Below are 17,600 nucleotides of genomic sequence, written 5' to 3'. Positions count from 1 at the left end.
GGGGCCGTCGGCCGATCCCCTAGACTGGGCTGCCCGATGTGCACGTGCGGCTGCCTGCCCGTGCGCTGCCGCTCAACCCGTCCCAGTGGACGCCGAGGAGTCATGTCCGGAGCCACAGACAAGCCGGTCGACGTGCTCGCACCGGAAACCCTGCGTGCGGCGATCAAGGCGGCCGAAGAGGCCTTCGCGGGCGCTGCCGACCTGGAGGCGCTCGCCGCCGTCAAGCCGGCGCACCTCGGGGACCAGGCGCCGCTGCTGCTCGCGCGCCGGGCCATCGGTGCGCTGTCCAAGCAGGAGAAGGCCGACGCCGGCAAGCGGGTCAACGAGGCCCGCCAGGCCGTCCAGGCCGCGTTCGACGAGCGCCGTGCCGTGCTGCAGGCCGAGCGGGACGAGCACGTGCTGCGCGAAGAGGCCGTCGACGTCACGCTGCCGTGGGACCAGATCCCGCGCGGTGCCCGGCACCCGATCAGCACCGTGTCCGAGCGCGTGGCCGACGCCTTCATCGCGATGGGCTACGAGGTCGCGGAAGGCCCCGAGCTCGAGGCCGAGTGGTTCAACTTCGACGCGCTGAACTTTGGCAAGGACCACCCCGCACGCCAGCTGCAGGACACGTTCTACGTGGGCGAAGAGGACTCCGGGCTGGTGCTGCGCACGCACACCTCGCCCGTGCAGGCCCGCAGCCTCCTGCACCGCGACCTGCCGGTCTACGTCGTGTGCCCGGGCCGCACCTACCGCACCGACGAGCTGGACTCCACGCACACGCCGGTGTTCACGCAGGTCGAGGGCCTGGCCGTGGACAAGGGCATCACCATGGCCCACCTCAAGGGCACGCTCGACGCGTTCGCGCGCGCGATGTTCGGCGAGAGCTCCAAGACGCGGCTGCGCCCGCACTTCTTCCCCTTCACCGAGCCCTCCGCCGAGGTGGACGTGTGGTTCGAGGAGAAGAAGGGCGGCCCCGGCTGGGTCGAGTGGGGCGGCTGCGGCATGGTCAACCCCAACGTGCTGCGTGCGTGCGGCGTCGACCCCGAGGTGTACTCGGGCTTCGCGTTCGGCATGGGCATCGAGCGGACCCTGCAGTTCCGCAACGGCATCCCGGACATGCGCGACATGGTCGAAGGCGACGTCCGGTTCACCCTTCCCTTCGGAACGGAGGCGTAGTGCGAGTCCCGGTGAGCTGGCTGACCGAGCACCTCGACGTGGGTGACGAGGTCACGCCCCAGGACCTGGCCGACGCCTTCGTGCGGATCGGGATCGAGGTCGACGAGCTGAGCGAGCTCGGCCCCGTGACCGGCCCGCTCGTGGTCGGGCGCGTCGCCGAGATCGAGGAACTGACGGGCTTCAAGAAGCCGGTGCGGTTCTGCCGCGTCGAGGTCGGCGAGGAGCCGGAGTCCGAAGAGGACACCGGCTCCTCCGATGAGGACGAAGACGAGGACGACGACGAAGGCCCGATCGAGAACGAGGGCCCCCACGGCATCAAGACCCGCGGCATCGTCTGCGGTGCCAGCAACTTCGCCGAGGGCGACCTCGTCGTGGTCGCGCTGCCGGGCGTCGTGCTGCCGGGCGACTTCGAGATCGCCGCGCGCAAGACGTACGGCAAGGTCAGCGACGGCATGATCTGCTCCGCCAAGGAGCTGGGCCTCGGCGAGGACCACAGCGGCATCCTCGTGCTGCCGCCGGGCACCGCGAGCCCGGGCGACGACGCGATCGCGTTGCTGGGGCTCACCGACACCGTCATCGAGGTCACGCCGACCCCGGACCGTGGCTACGCGCTGTCGATCCGCGGTCTCGCGCGCGAGCTGTCCAATGCGCTCGACGTGCCGTTCGGCGACCCGGCGATGCTCGACATCCCCGAGGCCGAGGGCGACGCGTGGCCGGTGCGGGTCGAGGACCCCGAAGGCTGCCCGCGGTTCGTGCTGCGCCGCGTGAAGGGCCTCGACGCCACGGCCCCGTCGCCGTGGTGGATGCGCCGCCGGCTGATGCTGGCCGGGATCCGCTCGATCTCGCTGGCGGTCGACGTTACCAACTATGTGATGCTCGAGCTCGGCCACCCGCTCCACGCGTTCGCGACCACCGCCATCCAGGGCGACCTGGTGGTGCGGCGCGCTCGGCAGGGCGAGAAACTGACCACTTTGGACGACGTCGTGCGCACCCTCGACGCCGACGACATCGTGATCGCCGACGACTCCGGCGTGATCTCGCTCGCGGGCACCATGGGTGGCGCCAGCACGGAGATCACCCCGGAGAGCACCGACGTGCTTCTCGAAGCGGCGCACTGGAACCCCGCGTCGATCAGCCGCACGGCGCGTCGCCACAAGCTGTTCTCGGAGGCGGCGAAGCGCTTCGAGCGCTTCACCGACCCGGGTCTGTGCGCGGCCGCCGTCGAGCTGGCCGCCCGGCTGCTGCGCCAGTACGGCGAGGGCGCCATCCAGCCGGGCCGTACCGACGAGGGCGGCGTGGCGCCGCTGCCGCCGGTCACCATGCCGATCAACCTGCCCGACCAGGTGGCGGGCGTGCGCTACGAGCGCGGCGTCACCGTCCGGCGGCTCACGCAGATCGGCTGCAAGGTCCAGGTGAGCACCAGCGATGCGGGCATTTCGTCGGTCACCGCGACGCCGCCGAGCTGGCGCGCCGACCTCGTGCAGCCCGCCGACCTCGTCGAGGAGGTGCTGCGGCTCGAGGGCTACGAGAGCATCCCGTCGGTCCTGCCGGCGGCGCCCGCGGGCCGTGGCCTCACCGAGGAGCAGAAGCGCCGCCGCAGCGTCGCCCGCGCGCTGGCCGAGGCGGGTCACGTCGAGGTGCTGCCTTTCCCGTTCGTCAGCGACTCGGTGTGGGACGCCTTCGGCCTGCCTGAGGACGACGTGCGCCGCAACACCGTCCTCGTGCGCAACCCGCTCGAGGCCGACCACGACCGCATGTCGACGACACTGCTGCCCGGCCTGCTCGACACGCTGCAGCGCAACGTGTCCCGCGGCATGAAGGACGTGTCGCTCTTCCACATCGGCCAGGTCGTGCTGCCGAAGCCGCACCAGCTGAAGGTGCCGGACCTCGGCGTCGAGCACCGGCCGAGCGACGAGGAGCTCGCCGTGCTGGAGGCCGCCGTGCCCGCCCAGCCGGTGCACGTCGCCGTCGTGCTCACGGGCCTGCGCCGCCGCGCCGGCTGGTGGGGCAAGGGCGAGCCGGCCTCCTGGGCCGACGCCGTCGAGGCCGCCCGCCTGGTGGCCGAGGCCGCCGGCGTGGAGCTCACGGTGCAGGCGTCGGACCTCCCGCCGTGGCACCCGGGCCGCTGCGCCCAGCTGCGCGTGGGCGACTGGCCGGTGGGCCACGCGGGCGAGCTGCACCCGAAGGTCGTCGAGGCCCTGGGCCTCCCGCCCCGCACGGTGGCGATGGAGCTCGACCTCGACGCCATCCCGCTGCCGGACTCCCGCCCGGCCCCGAGCGTGTCGGCCTACCCGCCGGTGCTGCTCGACGTCGCCCTGGTCGCCGCCTCCGACGTCCCGTCCGCCGACCTCGCCGAGGTCCTCCGCTCGGGCGCCGGCGACCTCCTCGAAGACATCACCCTCTTCGACGTCTACACCGGCACCCAAATCGGCGACGGCAAACAGTCCCTGGCCTACAAGCTCCGCTTCCGCGCCCCGGACCGCACCCTGACGGTCGACGAAGCCACCAAGGCCCGCGACGCCGCGGTCTCCGCCGCCGGCGACCGCTTCGGCGCCACGCTGCGCGCCTGACCCTGCCGGGCACCTGCCCGACGTCGGCCCAGTGGGCCGGAGACACCGCCTCACCGCGGAGTTTCCGGCCCACTGCCGTCTCTCCGGTCGCTGCCTGCCCGGGTGCCTGGCCTGGTGCCGACTTCGACCGCTTGCCGCGGCGCGCACCTCGGGTGCCTGGCCTGGTGCCGACTTCGACCGCTTGCCGCGGCGCGCACCTCGGGTGCCTGCCCTGGTGCCGACTTCGACCGCTTGCCGCGGCGGCGACCCCGGGTGCCTGTCCCGGTGCCGACTTCTGGCGGCTGCGGCGGCGCCGACCCGGGTGCCCGCCACGAGTTCCTGCCTCAGCGCCATCTCGGACGCCTGCCACGGCTACTCACGAGCGGGCTCCCTGGGTCTCTGCCGCGAGTGGCAGTCCCAGGCGCTTGCGCCGGGTGTCCACCCAGGTGCCGGCCTCGGGCGCTTGCGCGGGATGGCAGCCCCGGGCTTCCCGCTGCGTGTGGCCATTCGCCGGCGTGCCCCGGCGCCCGCCACGAGTGCTTGCCGCTCGCGCTGACCAAAGCGGCCTGCCGTGGCTGCGCGCTGCGAGTGGCCAGCCCGGTACCTGCCTCGGTCGCCCATCGAAGTATCGGCCTCGGACACCCGTCGCGGGCACGCGCGGCGACGGCCCACTAGGGGTCGTCCCCGGGTGCCCGCCGGGCCCAGCGCCCACTACGACCGCCCGCCACGGGCGTTGACCCAGAGTGCCTGCTGTGGCTGCTCGCTGCGAGCGGCCCGCGCGCTGCTTGCCTCGGGCGCCTGTCGAGGGTTCGGCCTTGGCGCCCGGCACGGGTGCCAGGGTCGGTTGCCCGTCGGGCGCTGGTCCCGGGGTGACTGCCCGGGTGCTGCCCTGGCACCGACTTCGGGTGCCTGCCCGGTGCCCACCGCGAGTGGCCGCCCGGCTGCGTGCGTTGCCCTGCCCCGAATGCCGGCCTGAGCGGCTCGGTTCGCGGGCGTCCTCTCGGCCTTCGCCGCGGGGTCGCCCGCGGCGGCCAGGCTGCGCTGGTTGCCCGCCTCAGCCGGGTCGTGCGCTTCGCTCGGCGATACACGGCGGCTGCTGCGTGGCCCGTCTCCGGGTCGCCCGGTCGCGGGGTCGGCAGAGCGCTCGCCGTACCGTCATCGGCTGCTGGTGCCGCGCCTGGCGGCGGCTGCTCCGTGCCTGGTCTCTCCGTTCGTTCGGCCGATCGTGGTCAGGTCAGGTTCTTCAAAGCCTCCCGTGTGGACAGTGGGGACAGCCCCGGGTGGTCGCGCACGAAGGAGCGCACCCAGTCCGGCTCGGTTTTGGCGTGGTCGCGCAACGCCCAGCCGATGCCCTTCCTCAAGAAGAAGTCCCGGTCATCGAGGTTGGCTTCGATCGCCGCCGTCAGCAGCGTGTGGTCGACGGCCGTCTTCGTCGACACCTGGCAGATGACGGCGGTGCGGCGCCGCCAGCGGTCGGGGTCGGTGGCCCAGCGCAGGAGCACCGGCGTGACGTCCGCGCGGTACTCGCGCAGGATCGGGCCGACGCGGCGGATCGCGACCTCGTCGACGAAGTCCCACCACGCACCGTCCACGATGAGCTCCTCGTAGAGGCCGAGCAGGTCCGGGTCCTGCCACCGCCGGTACGCGCGGTGGCCCGACAGATCGATCGCCGCGTAGCGCTCCTCGCGGAATTCCGCGTCGCGCCACAGGGCCAGCACCGTCGTTGAAAAACTCACCCGATCGGGCAGAACGTGGGCGGCCAGGACCTCTTTCATCAGCGCGGCGCGCGCGGGCTTGGCCACCCCGCGATACGGCATCGCCGACTTCATGTACGCCTGCATGGCGGGCGCTTTCGCCGGGTCCGCCCGGGCGGCGAGTCCGGTTCGGACAGCCGAGACCAACGCCTTGTCCACACCCATCCGCGCTCACCTCCACCGCGCCGGCCGGCGGTGGGCGACGGCTGGCGCAAGTCGTGTCGTGCGAGGAGATTGTTCCGGGTTGTGGGTAGTTTCGACCAATTCGGGTAACCCGCGAGCGAAGAGGGCCACCGTGAAGAAGATCCTTGCCGTCCTGGCTGCCGCGGGTGTCGCGGTCGGGACGATGGCCGCCGCGCCGGCCGCCACCGCAGCGCAGGGGGCGGCGAAGCCGGGCTACACCCCGCCGCCGATCAGCTGGGGGCCGTGCCAGACCACGAGCTTGAAAAACGCAGGCGCCGAGTGCGGGTTCCTCGTGGTCCCCATGGACTATGCGAAACCCTCCGGCGCCAAGGTGCAGGTCGCCGTGTCGCGGATCAAGCACAAGTCCGCGCAGTACCAGGGCGTGATGCTGGTCAACCCGGGTGGCCCCGGCGGTTCCGGGCTCGGGCTCTCGGTGCTCGGCCAGTACGTGCCGCACGGTGCCGGCGAGAGCTACGACTGGATCGGCTTCGACCCGCGCGGCGTCGGCTCCAGCAAGCCGGTCGTGCGGTGCGACGGCGGCTACTTCTCCTACGACCGCCCGCCGTACGTGCCTTCGACGCCGCAGCTCGAGCGCACCTGGCTCGCCAAGGCCGAGGGCTACGCGAAGGCGTGCGCGAAGAACGGCGCCATCCTCGAGCACATCAAGACCACCGACGTCGCACAGGACATGGACAGCCTCCGCGTGGCGCTGGGGGAGAAGCAGATCAACTACTACGGCTTCTCCTACGGCACCTACCTCGGCCAGGTCTACAGCACGCTGTACCCGAAGAACGTGCGCCGCATGGTGCTCGACGGCAACGTCGACCCGGGCAAGGTCTGGTACCAGGCCAACCTGGACCAGGACGTGGCCTTCGACCGCAACATCAAGATCTACTTCGGCTGGCTCGCGAAGTACGACGACGTCTACCACCTCGGCAAGACCGAGGCCGCCGTGGAGACGCTCTGGTACGACCAGCAGAAGAAGCTCGACCGCTCGGCCGCGGGCGGCGTGATCGGCGGCGACGAGTGGACCGACGTCTTCCTGCAGGCCGGCTACTACGTGTTCGGCTGGGAAGACCTGGCCAAGGCGTTCGACGGCTGGGTGCACCGCGGCGACTGGCAGACGCTCAAGAACCTCTACGACGCCGCCAACCCGCCCGGTGACGACAACGGGTACGCCGTCTACAGCGCCGTCCAGTGCACCGACGTGCAGTGGCCGACCGGCTGGAACCGTTGGCGCCTCGACAACTGGACGACGTACTTCCGCGCGCCGTTCGAGACCTGGGGCAACGCGTGGTTCAACGCGCCCTGCCGAGACTGGCCCGCCAAAGCCGGCAAGCCCGTGAAGGTGGACGGCGGCAAGGTCGGCGGCGTGCTGCTCATCAGCGAGGAACTCGACGCGGCGACGCCCTATGCGGGCAGCCTCGCCGTGCGCAAGCTGTTCCCGGAGTCGAGCCTGATCAGCGCCCCCGGCGGCACCACGCACGCCGGCTCGCTGTCGGGCGTCGCCTGCGTGGACGACAAGGTCGCCGACTACCTCGCGACGGGCGCGCTGCCCAAACGCACCTCGGGCAACCACTCCGACGCGCAGTGCGACCCCGTGCCAGCGCCGGTCCCGGCGGCCGCGGGCGCGCAGCAGAAGAGCGAGGCACCAGCCCAGGCCCAGGTCAAAACGGGCGCGCTGTCGCACTTCTGATCCCTTCCTCCCGGTGCCCCGGTCCGCTTCGCCGGATCGGGGCACCCTCTGTCTGTGCTCCGGTCTTGATCCGTGCCCTTCCATCGGACCCCCTCGGTCGCTGTTCGTGATCGCTCGAAAACGCTACGACACGGGTCCGACAATTTCGGAGCGCACCCGGCCGGGCACGGGCCGTGAGCGGATTCTGTCGGGGGTGGGCGCTACCTTCGCCGCCATGACGATCATCGAAGAGCACCGGACCGAGGTCCGGGTCGGAAACGTCCAGTACCAGATCGCCGTCGTCGCCCGCCCGGGCGAGACGGCCGAGCAGAGCCGCGTCACGGTCACCGTGGGCGGCGAGGGGCCTGACGGGGAGTCCGTCGTGCACGGCAGGCTCGACCTCGACACCGCCGTGGTCCCGGCGGTGGCCGACCTCCTGGCCGGCAGCCTCCACGCCTTCGCGGGCGGGCCGCGCCGAAGATCGGGCGAACGGCCCGCTCAGCAAGGGAAACCGTGGAGCGCCGAGCTCGACGCGGAGCTGGAGTCCGCGTGGCTCGCGGGCGACACGGTGGCCGAGCTGGCCCGCCGGTTCGAGCGCACGGCAGGCGGCATCCGCTCCCGCCTGCCGCGCGTCGGCTGCGACCCGGAACGGCCGGGCCACCACCTGCCCGCGCCGCCGAGCCTGCGCGAGTCAGCCGAGGGGGACCGGTGAACAGCCGTGCCCGCGGCCCTCGTGGCCGCGGGCACGGCCCCGGCGAGAGCACTCGATCGGGTGAACTGCGAACGGCCCGGTCGCCGCGACGCCGGGAGCTGCGACAACGGCGCGGACGACCGGCGCGGCAGGCCTGGCTCCGCCTCGGCATGGCAGGAAACACACCTGGCCCAGCGGAATCCTGTTTGTTTGAGATTGCATGGTCGTGCATAATCATGCGTATGACGGTGAAGATCGCGGTGGCCGGCGCGAGCGGCTACGCGGGCGGTGAACTGTTGCGCCTGTTGCTGACCCATCCGGAAGTCGAGATCGGTGCGCTGACGGCGGCGAGCAGCGCGGGGACGCTGCTGGGCACGCATCAGCCGCACCTCGCGCCCCTGGCCGGGCGTGTGCTGGCCGAGACGACGACGGAGACGCTGGCCGGCCACGACGTCGTGTTCCTCGCGCTGCCCCACGGTCATTCGGCCGAGGTCGCGGCGCAGCTCGGACCCGACGTGCTCGTGGTCGACCTCGCCGCCGACCACCGGCTGGCGGACCCGGCCGACTGGCAGCGCTGGTACGGCGGCGAGCACGCGGGACAGTGGCCCTACGGCCTGCCCGAGCTGCCCGGCGCGCGCGAGAAGCTCGTGGGTACCAAGCGCGTCGCGGTCCCCGGCTGTTTCCCGACCGGCGGCTCGCTCGCCCTCGCCCCGGCGCTGGCCGCGGGCCTGGTCGAGCCGGACGTCACGGTCGTGGCGGTCACCGGCACGTCCGGCGCGGGCAAGAGCCTCAAGCCGAACCTGCTCGGGTCCGAGGTGATGGGGTCCGCCAGCGCGTACGGCGTGGCGGGCAAGCACCGGCACACCCCCGAGTTCGCCCAGAACCTCTCCGGCGTGGCGGGAAAGCCCGTCACCGTGTCGTTCACGCCTGTGCTCGCCCCGATGCCGCGCGGCATCCTCACGACGGCGACCGCGCCCCTGATCGGCGACGTCGACGAGAACACCGTGCGCGAGGTGTACGAGAAGGCCTACGACGCCGAGCCGTTCGTGCAGCTGCTGCCCGCGGGGATGTGGCCCGCGACGGCGTCGACGCTCGGGTCGAACAACGTCCAGCTCCAGGTGGGCGTGGACGCCGACGCGCGCCGCCTCGTCGTGATCTGCTCGATCGACAACCTCACCAAGGGCACCGCAGGCGGTGCCGTCCAGTCGATGAACCTGGCGCTCGGATTCCCCGAGGCCACCGGACTTTCCACCGTGGGAGTGGCACCGTGACCGTCACCGGCCCCAAGGGTTTCCGCGCCGCCGGTGTCGCCGCCGGCATCAAGGCCTCCGGCGCGCTCGACCTCACGCTGGTCGTGAACGACGGCCCGCTCGACGTCGCCGCTGGTGTGTTCACGCGCAACGTGATCAAGGCCGCGCCGGTGCTGTGGTCGCAGGAAGTCCTGAAGCAGCAGAAGCTCAAGGCGGTCGTGCTCAACTCCGGCGGCGCCAACGCCGCGACCGGTCCGGGCGGGTTCCAGGACACGCACGCCACCGCGGAGAAGGTCGCCGAGATCCTCGACATCGGCGCGATCGAGGTGGCCGTGTGCTCCACCGGTCTCATCGGCGAGCGGCTCCCGATGGCCGCGGTGCTGTCCGGCGTGGACAGTGCGGTCAAGGCACTCGACGCGAGCGCCGAGGCGAGCCTGAACGCGGCTTCCGGCGTGATGACCACGGACACCAAGCCGAAGCAGGCGTTCGCGGCGCACGCGGACGGCTGGTGCGTCGGCGGGTTCGCCAAGGGCGCCGGCATGCTCGCGCCGAACCTCGCGACGATGCTGTCGGTCCTCACCACCGATGCCGTGGCGGACAAAGAAGTTCTCGACCGCGCGCTGCGCGCCGCCACTCGCATCACCTACGACCGGCTCGACGTCGACGGCGGCACGTCCACCAACGACACCGTGCTGGTGCTCGCGTCCGGCGCGAGCGGGGTCGAGCCGACGGAGGCCGAACTCACCGAGCAGCTCACCGCCGTCGCGCACGACCTCGTGCTGCAGCTGCGCGCCGACTCCGAGGGCGCGACCAAGGACGTCGACGTCACGGTGCGCGGCGCCGCGTCCGAGGACGACGCCGTGGTGGTCGCCCGCACGATCGCCGAGGACAACCTCGTGAAGACGGCGCTGTTCGGCTCCGACCCCAACTGGGGCCGCATCGCGATGGCGCTCGGCCGCGCGCCCGCGCGGATCGATCCTGAGACGGTGTCGATCACGATCAACGGCGTCACGCTGTTCGCCTCCGGCACCACCGCCGCGGACCGCTCGGCCGCCGACCTGTCGGGGCGCGCCATCGAGGTCGTCGTCGACCTGGGCGTCGGCTCGGCCGAGGCCACGATCTACACCACCGATCTGTCCCACGGCTACGTCGAAGAGAACAGCGCCTACTCCTCATGACCGGCACGGAGGACCTGATTTCCGCGGACGAAAGGCTCGAGACGGCGGCCGAGAAGGCCGGGGTGCTCATCGAGGCGCTGCCGTGGCTGCAGCGGTTCCACGGCGCCACCGTGGTGGTGAAGTACGGCGGCAACGCCATGATCGACGACACTCTCAAGGCGGCGTTCGCGCAGGACATGGTGTTCCTGCGCCTCGCCGGCCTGCGCCCCGTGGTCGTGCACGGCGGGGGACCGCAGATCACCGCGATGCTCACCCGGCTCGGCGTCGAAGGCGAGTTCAAGGGCGGCCTGCGCGTGACCACGCCCGAGACGATGGACATCGTCCGCATGGTGCTGGTCGGGCAGGTCAGCCGTGAGCTCGTCGGCCTGATCAACGCCCACGGCCCGTACGCCGTCGGCATCTCCGGCGAGGACGCGCGCCTGTTCACCGCCGAGCGCAAACAGGCCACTGTGGACGGTGAGCAGGTCGACATCGGGCTCGTCGGCGAGGTCGCCGCGGTCAACCCGGACGCGGTGCTCGACATCGTCAACGCCGGGCGCATCCCGGTGGTGTCCACGGTCGCGCCCGACGTCGACGGCGTGGTGCACAACGTCAACGCCGACACCGCCGCGGGCGCGCTGGCCGCGGCGCTGGGCGCCGAGAAGCTCGTGGTGCTCACCGATGTCGAGGGCCTCTACGCCAACTGGCCCGATCGCTCGTCGCTGATCGACCGCATCCAGGTCGACCGGCTGGAGAAGCTGCTGCCCGAGCTGGCCAGCGGCATGATCCCGAAGATGGAGGCCTGCGTGCGCGCGGTCCGGGGCGGCGTGCACCGCGCCCACGTGATCGACGGGCGCCTCGCGCACTCCGTGCTGCTGGAGGTCTTCACCTCACGAGGCATCGGCACGATGGTCTACCCCGAGCCCACCCCAAACCCCGAGCCCACCCCAAACCCCGAGCCCACCCCAAACCCCGAGCCCACCCCAAACCCCGAGCCCACCCCAAACCCCGAGCCCACCCCAAACCCCGAGCCCACCCCAAACCCCGAGCCCACCCCAAACCCCGAGCCCACCCCAAACCCCGAGCCCACCCCGAACCCCGAGAACCCAGGAACGGAGCTCCCGTGACCACCCCGACCTCGAACGAGGCGAGCCGGCAGCACTGGCAGTCGGCCCTGATGGACAACTACGGCACCCCTGGGCTGACGCTTGTCCGCGGCGAGGGCGCGCGGGTGTGGGACGCCGAGGGCACCGAGTACCTCGACCTCGTCGGCGGCATCGCGGTCAACGCGCTCGGCCACGCCCACCCCGAGGTGGTGCGCGCCGTCTCCGAGCAGATCGCGACGCTGGGCCACACGTCGAACCTGTACGTGAACCCGGTCGCGCTGGAGCTCGCCGAGGCGCTGCTCGACGTCGCGGGCCTGACCGGCCAGGGCAAGGTCCTGTTCGTGAACTCCGGCGCCGAGGCCAACGAGGCCGCGCTGAAGATCAGCCGCCTGACCGGCCGCACCAAGGTCGTCGCGGCGGAGGGCGCGTTCCACGGCCGCACGATGGGGTCGCTGTCGCTCACCGGTCAGCCGAGCAAGCGCGAACCGTTCGCGCCGCTGGTCCCCGGGGTCACGCACGTGCCGTTCGGCGACGTCGAAGCGCTGCGCGCGGCCGTCGACACCGACACCGCCGCCGTGTTCCTCGAGCCGATGCTCGGCGAAGCCGGCGTGATCCCCGCGCCCGACGGCTACCTGCAGGCGGCTCGCGAGATCACCAAGGCCACCGGCACGCTGCTCGTGCTCGACGAGGTGCAGACCGGCATCGGCCGGCTCGGCACCTGGTTCGCCTTCCAGCAGGCGGGGATCGTCCCCGACCTCATCACGCTCGCGAAGGGCCTCGGCGGCGGGCTGCCGATCGGTGCCGTGATCGGCATCGGCGCGGCGGGCGATCTGCTGAAGCCGGGCCAGCACGGCACCACGTTCGGCGGGAACCCGGTCTGCTGCGCGGCCGGGCTGGCCGTGCTGCGCACCATCGCGCGCGACAACCTGCTCGACCACGTTTCCTCGCTGGGCAAGGACATCGCGACCGGTGTCGAGGCGATGGGCCACCCGCTCGTCAGCGGCGTGCGCGGGGCCGGGCTGCTGCTCGGCATCACGCTGCGCGAGCCGGTGTCCGCCGCGGTCGCCAAGGCCGTGCAGGAATCCGGTTACCTCGTCAACCCCGTCGCGCCGGACACCATCCGGCTCGCCCCGCCGCTCGTGCTCGAGGCCGGGCAGACCCAGGCCTTCCTGACCGCACTCCCGGACGCGCTCGACTCCACCACCACGAAGGACCCGAACTGATGCCTCGCCACTTCCTCCGCGACGACGACGTCAGCCCCGCCGAGCAGGCCGCGCTCCTGGACCTGGCCGACGCGCTCAAGGCCGACCCGCTCGGCAACAAGTCCCTGGCCGGCAAGACGGTCACGGCGATCTTCGAGAAGAACTCCACCCGCACGCGCTTCTCGTTCGAGGTCGGCATCAGCCAGCTCGGCGGGCACCCGGTGATCGTGGACGGCCGGTCGATGCAGCTGGGCCGCGAGGAGACGATCGAGGACACCTCGCGCGTCCTGTCGCGCTACGTCGACGGCATCGTGTGGCGCACCTTCGCGCAGAAGCGCATCGACTCCATGGCGTCGGTCGCGTCGGTGCCGGTCGTCAACGCGCTCACCGACGAGTTCCACCCGTGCCAGGTCCTCACCGACCTCATGACCATCCGCGAGCGCAAGGGCAAGCTCGCCGGGCTGACGCTGGTGTACCTCGGCGACGGCGCCAACAACATGGCCCACTCGCTGCTGCTCGGCGGCGTGACCGCGGGCATGCACGTGCGGGTCGTCTCGCCCGAGGGCTTCCAGCCGGACCAGCAGGTGATGCTCGACGCGAAGCACCGCGGCACCGAGACCGGTGGCAGCGCGGCCGTGTTCACCGACCCGCACGACGCCGTCGCCGGTGCCGACGTGCTGGTCACCGACACCTGGACGTCGATGGGCCAGGAGAACGACGGCCTCGACCGCGTCGGCCCGTTCCGCGCGCTGCAGGTCAACACCGAGCTGCTCAAGCGCGCCGCCGACGAGGCCATCGTGCTGCACTGCCTGCCCGCGCACCGCGGCTGGGAGATCACCGACGAGGTGCTCGACGGCCCGGCCAGCGCGGTGTGGGACGAGGCCGAGAACCGTCTGCACGCCCAGAAGGCGCTGCTGGTCTGGTTGTTCGAGCAGAGCGGGCGATGACCGGCAGCCGGGTCGGGCGCCAGGCTCGCATCACGGAGCTGGTGTCCACGATGGCCATCCGCAGCCAGACCGAGCTCGCCAAGCTGCTCGCGGCCGAGGGCATCGAGGTCACGCAGGCGACGTTGTCGCGCGACCTCGACGAGCTCGGCGCCGTGAAGCTGCGCGGCGCCGACTCGGGGGCGCCGGTCTACGTCATCCCCGAGGACGGCAGCCCGGTGCGTGGGGTGCAGGGCGGTACGTCGCGGTTGTCCCGGCTGCTCGCGGAACTGCTCGTCTCGGCCGACGCGTCCGGCAACCTCACGGTGCTGCGCACGCCGCCCGGCGCCGCGCAGTTCCTCGCGAGCGCCATCGACCGCGCCGCGCTCGAGGAGGTCGTCGGGTCCATCGCCGGCGACGACACCGTGGCCGTCATCGCCCGGGAACCGTTGAGCGGCAGGGATCTCGCGGAACGGTTCACCACGCTGGCCCGGCGTTCGGCGGAGGGCGAGGAGCTGTGACCACCGTCCTCGCCTACGCCGGTGACACGGCCGCGCTGGCCCGTCTCGCGCGGGAGACGGACGTGGTCGCGGTCTCCGTCGACCTCGGTGCGGGCGATGTCGACCTCACGACCCTGCGGGAGCGGGCCCTCGCGGCCGGCGCGGCCGAGGCGATCGTGGTCGACGCGCGCGCCGAGTTCGCGAACGAACACTGCCTGCCGGCGCTGCAGGCCAACGCGCTGCTGTACGACCGCTATCCGCTCGTCGGGTCGCTGGCCCGCCCGCTGATCGAGAAACACGTGACCGCGCTCGCCCGGGCGCGCGACGCCGACGTCGTCTGGCCACGCGAACAGGGCGCGCTGTCGCCCGACCGCACGCTCTGGGGCCGCTCCGTCGTGGTCGCCGACCCCGACCCGTGGCACGGACCCGGCGACGTCTTCGCCTACACCGAGGACGCCGCGGCCAACATCGACGCGCCCGACGAAGCCGTGATCACGTTCGACCGCGGCGTGCCCGTGGCGGTCGACGGCGAGACGGTGAGCGTGGCCGAGGCCGTGCTGCGGCTCGGGCACCGCGCCGGCGCCCACGGCATCGGCCGGTTCGACCTCGCCACGGACAACCGGGAGATCTACGAAGCCCCCGGCGCGTGGGTGCTGATCACCGCGCACCAGGAGCTGGAGAACCTGACCCTGGACCGGGACCTGGCCCGGTTCAAGCGCTCGGTCGACCGGCGCTGGACCGAGCTCGTCCACGACGGGCTGTGGTCCTCGCCGCTGCGCGAGCCGCTCGACGCGTTCGTGCGGCAGAGCCAGGAGCAGGTGTGCGGCGACGTCCGGCTGGTGTTCCACGGCGGTGCCGCCGTCGTCACCGGGCGCCGCGGCGAAGAGCCGGCCGGACGCGGCCGGCACCTGCGCCCCGTCGGCCGGCGGTACCGTCCCCTGACCGGGCAGGAGCACCCGGACCACCCGACCCACCGGGCGTCGTGAGACGCCCGAGGCAGAAAGGCAGAACGTGAGCGCGAAAGACCAGCCGGTGGCCCTGTGGGGCGGCCGGTTCGCCAGCGGACCGGCCGAGGCGATGGCGGCGCTGAGCGCCTCCACCCACTTCGACTGGCGCCTGGCGCCCTACGACATCGCCGGCTCGCGGGCCCACGCCCGCGTGCTGCGCAAGGCGGGGCTGCTCACCGACGCGGAGCTCGCGGGCATGCTCGAGGCACTCGACACGCTCGCGCGGGACGTGGCCTCGGGCGCGTTCACGCCGACCGTGGCCGACGAGGATGTGCACACCGCCCTCGAACGCGGGCTGCTGGAGCGCGCGGGCACGGACCTGGGCGGCAAGCTGCGCGCGGGCCGCTCGCGCAACGACCAGGTGGCCACGCTGTTCCGCATGTGGCTGCGCGACGCCGCGCGCCGCGTGGTCGCGGGCACGCTCGACGTGGTCGACGCGCTCGTCTCGCAGGCCCGGCGTCATCCCGAGGTCATTCTGCCCGGCCGAACCCACCTGCAGCACGCGCAGCCGGTCCTGCTGCCGCACCACCTGCTGGCCCACGGCCAGGCGCTGCTGCGCGACGTCTCCCGCCTGCGCGACTGGGACGCCCGCACCGCCGAGTCGCCGTACGGTTCGGGTGCGCTGGCCGGTTCGTCGCTCGGCCTCGACCCCGAGGCCGTGGCCACGGAGCTGGGCTTCGACACGAGCGTGGAGAACTCCATCGACGGCACCGCGTCGCGCGACTTCGTGGCGGAGTTCGCCTTCGCCGTCGCGATGCTGTCGGTGAACCTGTCGCGGATCGCCGAAGAGGTGATCATCTGGAACACCGCCGAGTTCGGCTACGTGACCTTCGACGACGCGTGGGCCACCGGCAGCTCGATCATGCCCCAGAAGAAGAACCCCGACGTCGCGGAGCTCACGCGCGGCAAGGCGGGCCGGCTCATCGGCAACCTCACGGGCCTGCTGGCGACGCTGAAGGCGCAGCCGCTCGCGTACAACCGCGACCTGCAGGAGGACAAGGAGCCGGTGTTCGACTCGGTCGAGCAGCTGGAGCTCCTGTTCCCGGCGATCGCGGGCATGCTCGCCACGCTGACCTTCCACACCGACCGGCTCGCCGAGCTGGCCCCGGCCGGCTTCACGCTGGCCACGGACATCGCCGAGTGGCTGGTGCGCCAGGGCGTGCCGTTCCGCGTGGCCCACGAGGCGGCGGGGGAGAGCGTGCGCGTGGCCGAGGGCCGCGGCGTCGGGCTCGACGAGCTGACCGACGAGGAGTTCCGCACCATCAACCCGGCCCTCACGCCGGCCGTGCGCGAGGTGCTCACCGTCGAGGGATCGGTGCGTTCGCGCAACGCCCGCGGCGGCACGGCGCCCGAGCGCGTCGCCGAGCAGCTCGAGCGCCTGGTGGACCGGGTGACGACCGTGCGGCAGTGGCTGAAGTAGCGCGCCGGCCCGGCCGGGGAGCCTGAGCTTCCCGGCCGGACCGATCACCCGGGAACCGCCGGTTAGGCTGGGGCGGAACGAGGGGAGCACGCGTGGACCGGTTGTTCCGGCGCGAGGAACTGGCACTGGACCCGGTCGACCTGGGGCACCTGCTGCTCGGCGCAGTCCTCGAGGCCGACGCGCCCGACGGCACCGTCGGCGTGCGGCTCGTGGAGGTCGAGGCCTACCGCGGCTTCGACGATCCGGCGTCGCACAGTTTCCGGGGCAAGACGCCGCGCAACGCCCTGATGTGGGGGCCGGCGGGGTATCTGTACGTGTACTTCGTCTACGGCATGCACTTCTGCGCCAACGTCATCAGCGGGGAAGAAGACGAGCCCGGCGGGGTGCTCCTGCGCGCCGGCGAAGTGGTTCAGGGCGCGGACCTCGTGCGCGCCCGCCGACCCAATGCCCGCGGGAACGGCGAGGTCGCCAAGGGACCCGCCATCCTCACGTCCGTGCTGCGCGTGGATCTGTCGCAGAACGGCGTGGACCTCACGGACCCGGCTTCGCCGGTCCGGCTGCGCGTCGGCGAGCGGGTGCCGCCCGAGCGGATCCGCAGCGGCCCGCGAGTCGGCGTCGCCACGGGGATCGACACGCCATGGCGGTTCTGGGTCGACGGCTCGCCCGCCGTGTCCGCCTACCGGCGCGGCGGCAAACGGCGGCAGGTGCGCCCCGCGGGTTAGTCGCTTGACCTGGTGCGGGAGGATCTACAGGTGTGAGTGAGCACATCCTTGACGAGCTGTCCTGGCGCGGCCTGATCGCGCAGTCCACCGACATCGACGCTTTGCGGCGAGACCTCGACCAGGGACCCCTCACCCTCTATTGCGGTTTCGACCCGACCGCGCCCAGCCTGCACGCCGGCAACCTCGTCCCGCTGCTGATGCTCAAGCGCTTCCAGCGCGCCGGGCACCGGCCGATCGTGCTGGCCGGCGGCGCGACGGGCATGATCGGCGACCCGCGTGACACGGGGGAGCGCACGCTCAACA

Annotated in this window: 14 protein-coding genes and 1 pseudogene (1 of these 15 only partly in view); 14 read left to right on the top strand and 1 reads right to left on the bottom strand. The window is 72.3% G+C overall.

The features are described 5' to 3' along the window. Nucleotides 1–102 precede the first annotated feature (102 nt). Both pheS and pheT read left to right on the top strand, forming a co-directional pair. On the top strand, nucleotides 103–1,158 hold the full coding sequence (pheS, locus tag ACQPXB_RS29745) for a phenylalanine--tRNA ligase subunit alpha (protein ID WP_386949463.1): 1,056 nt from the start codon (nucleotides 103–105) through the stop codon (nucleotides 1,156–1,158). Beyond that, nucleotides 1,158–3,728 carry a phenylalanine--tRNA ligase subunit beta gene (gene pheT / locus ACQPXB_RS29740; protein WP_432845221.1) on the top strand — a complete coding sequence of 857 codons (2,571 nt, stop codon included), beginning with the start codon at nucleotides 1,158–1,160 and terminating at the stop codon, nucleotides 3,726–3,728. Before pheS ends, pheT begins: the two co-directional genes overlap by 1 nt. Before the next feature lie 1,208 nt (nucleotides 3,729–4,936). On the opposite strand, the gene ACQPXB_RS29735 is transcribed toward pheT, so the two are convergent. Continuing rightward, a complete protein-coding gene (locus tag ACQPXB_RS29735; protein WP_432845220.1) occupies nucleotides 4,937–5,626 on the bottom strand; it encodes a DNA alkylation repair protein in 690 nt (229 codons plus the stop codon). Nucleotides 5,627–5,756: 130 nt separating this feature from the next. Here ACQPXB_RS29735 and ACQPXB_RS29730 point away from each other — a divergent pair, with 130 nt between their 5' ends. The 12 genes and pseudogenes from ACQPXB_RS29730 to tyrS form a co-directional block, all read left to right on the top strand. Continuing rightward, nucleotides 5,757–7,340, top strand: coding sequence for an alpha/beta hydrolase (locus ACQPXB_RS29730; RefSeq protein ID WP_432845219.1), 1,584 nt, complete (start codon nucleotides 5,757–5,759; stop codon nucleotides 7,338–7,340). Nucleotides 7,341–7,554: 214 nt separating this feature from the next. Then, the gene (locus ACQPXB_RS29725; protein ID WP_432845218.1) at nucleotides 7,555–8,031 is read left to right on the top strand and encodes a helix-turn-helix domain containing protein; all 477 of its coding nucleotides are present in this window, start codon (nucleotides 7,555–7,557) and stop codon (nucleotides 8,029–8,031) included. A 221-nt stretch (nucleotides 8,032–8,252) separates the two neighbouring features. Continuing rightward, nucleotides 8,253–9,281, top strand: a complete 1,029-nt coding sequence (argC, locus tag ACQPXB_RS29720) for an N-acetyl-gamma-glutamyl-phosphate reductase (RefSeq protein WP_432845217.1) — start codon at nucleotides 8,253–8,255, stop codon at nucleotides 9,279–9,281. Beyond that, a complete protein-coding gene (gene argJ / locus ACQPXB_RS29715) occupies nucleotides 9,278–10,438 on the top strand; it encodes a bifunctional glutamate N-acetyltransferase/amino-acid acetyltransferase ArgJ (RefSeq protein ID WP_432845216.1) in 1,161 nt (386 codons plus the stop codon). The genes argC and argJ overlap by 4 nt, the downstream gene beginning before the upstream one ends. Continuing rightward, nucleotides 10,435–11,340, top strand: a pseudogene (gene argB, locus ACQPXB_RS29710) (acetylglutamate kinase); the annotation flags it as partial. The gene argJ and the pseudogene argB, both read left to right, overlap by 4 nt. Before the next feature lie 200 nt (nucleotides 11,341–11,540). Next, nucleotides 11,541–12,746: an acetylornithine transaminase gene (locus tag ACQPXB_RS29705; protein ID WP_432845215.1), complete on the top strand. Its 1,206-nt coding sequence runs from the start codon at nucleotides 11,541–11,543 to the stop codon at nucleotides 12,744–12,746. Next, nucleotides 12,746–13,672 (top strand): ornithine carbamoyltransferase, encoded by a 927-nt coding sequence (gene argF / locus ACQPXB_RS29700; RefSeq protein ID WP_366590532.1) that lies wholly within the window; start codon nucleotides 12,746–12,748, stop codon nucleotides 13,670–13,672. The genes ACQPXB_RS29705 and argF overlap by 1 nt, the downstream gene beginning before the upstream one ends. Then, nucleotides 13,669–14,169: an arginine repressor gene (locus tag ACQPXB_RS29695; RefSeq protein ID WP_366590535.1), complete on the top strand. Its 501-nt coding sequence runs from the start codon at nucleotides 13,669–13,671 to the stop codon at nucleotides 14,167–14,169. Before argF ends, ACQPXB_RS29695 begins: the two co-directional genes overlap by 4 nt. Continuing rightward, entirely contained in the window at nucleotides 14,166–15,134 is a 969-nt protein-coding gene (locus tag ACQPXB_RS29690) for an argininosuccinate synthase domain-containing protein (RefSeq protein WP_432845214.1), read from the top strand. Before ACQPXB_RS29695 ends, ACQPXB_RS29690 begins: the two co-directional genes overlap by 4 nt. Before the next feature lie 25 nt (nucleotides 15,135–15,159). Next, a complete protein-coding gene (gene argH / locus ACQPXB_RS29685) occupies nucleotides 15,160–16,575 on the top strand; it encodes an argininosuccinate lyase (protein WP_432845213.1) in 1,416 nt (471 codons plus the stop codon). Nucleotides 16,576–16,667: 92 nt separating this feature from the next. Further along, a complete protein-coding gene (locus ACQPXB_RS29680; RefSeq protein ID WP_366590542.1) occupies nucleotides 16,668–17,297 on the top strand; it encodes a DNA-3-methyladenine glycosylase in 630 nt (209 codons plus the stop codon). 32 nt (nucleotides 17,298–17,329) lie between these two features. Continuing rightward, nucleotides 17,330–17,600, top strand: partial view of a tyrosine--tRNA ligase gene (tyrS, locus tag ACQPXB_RS29675; RefSeq protein WP_386949436.1) — the start only. The gene runs 998 nt beyond the window's last position; only the first 271 of its 1,269 coding nucleotides appear in the window; the start codon lies at nucleotides 17,330–17,332; its stop codon lies off the right edge, out of view.

The organism is Amycolatopsis sp. CA-161197, assembly GCF_050942255.1.
Lineage (GTDB): Bacteria > Actinomycetota > Actinomycetes > Mycobacteriales > Pseudonocardiaceae > Amycolatopsis.
Note: the sequence above shows the minus strand (reverse complement) of the source record. Positions and strands in the feature narration are given on the sequence as shown.

Excerpts from the sequence above, each read along its gene's own strand:
- pheS (WP_386949463.1), top strand. The coding sequence starts at position 103 with ATGTCCGGAGCCACAGACAAGCCGGTCGACGTGCTCGCACCGGAAACC.
- ACQPXB_RS29735 (WP_432845220.1), bottom strand. The coding sequence starts at position 5,626 with ATGGGTGTGGACAAGGCGTTGGTCTCGGCTGTCCGAACCGGACTCGCC.
- ACQPXB_RS29725 (WP_432845218.1), top strand. The coding sequence starts at position 7,555 with ATGACGATCATCGAAGAGCACCGGACCGAGGTCCGGGTCGGAAACGTC.
- argC (WP_432845217.1), top strand. The coding sequence starts at position 8,253 with ATGACGGTGAAGATCGCGGTGGCCGGCGCGAGCGGCTACGCGGGCGGT.
- argF (WP_366590532.1), top strand. The coding sequence starts at position 12,746 with ATGCCTCGCCACTTCCTCCGCGACGACGACGTCAGCCCCGCCGAGCAG.
- ACQPXB_RS29695 (WP_366590535.1), top strand. The coding sequence starts at position 13,669 with ATGACCGGCAGCCGGGTCGGGCGCCAGGCTCGCATCACGGAGCTGGTG.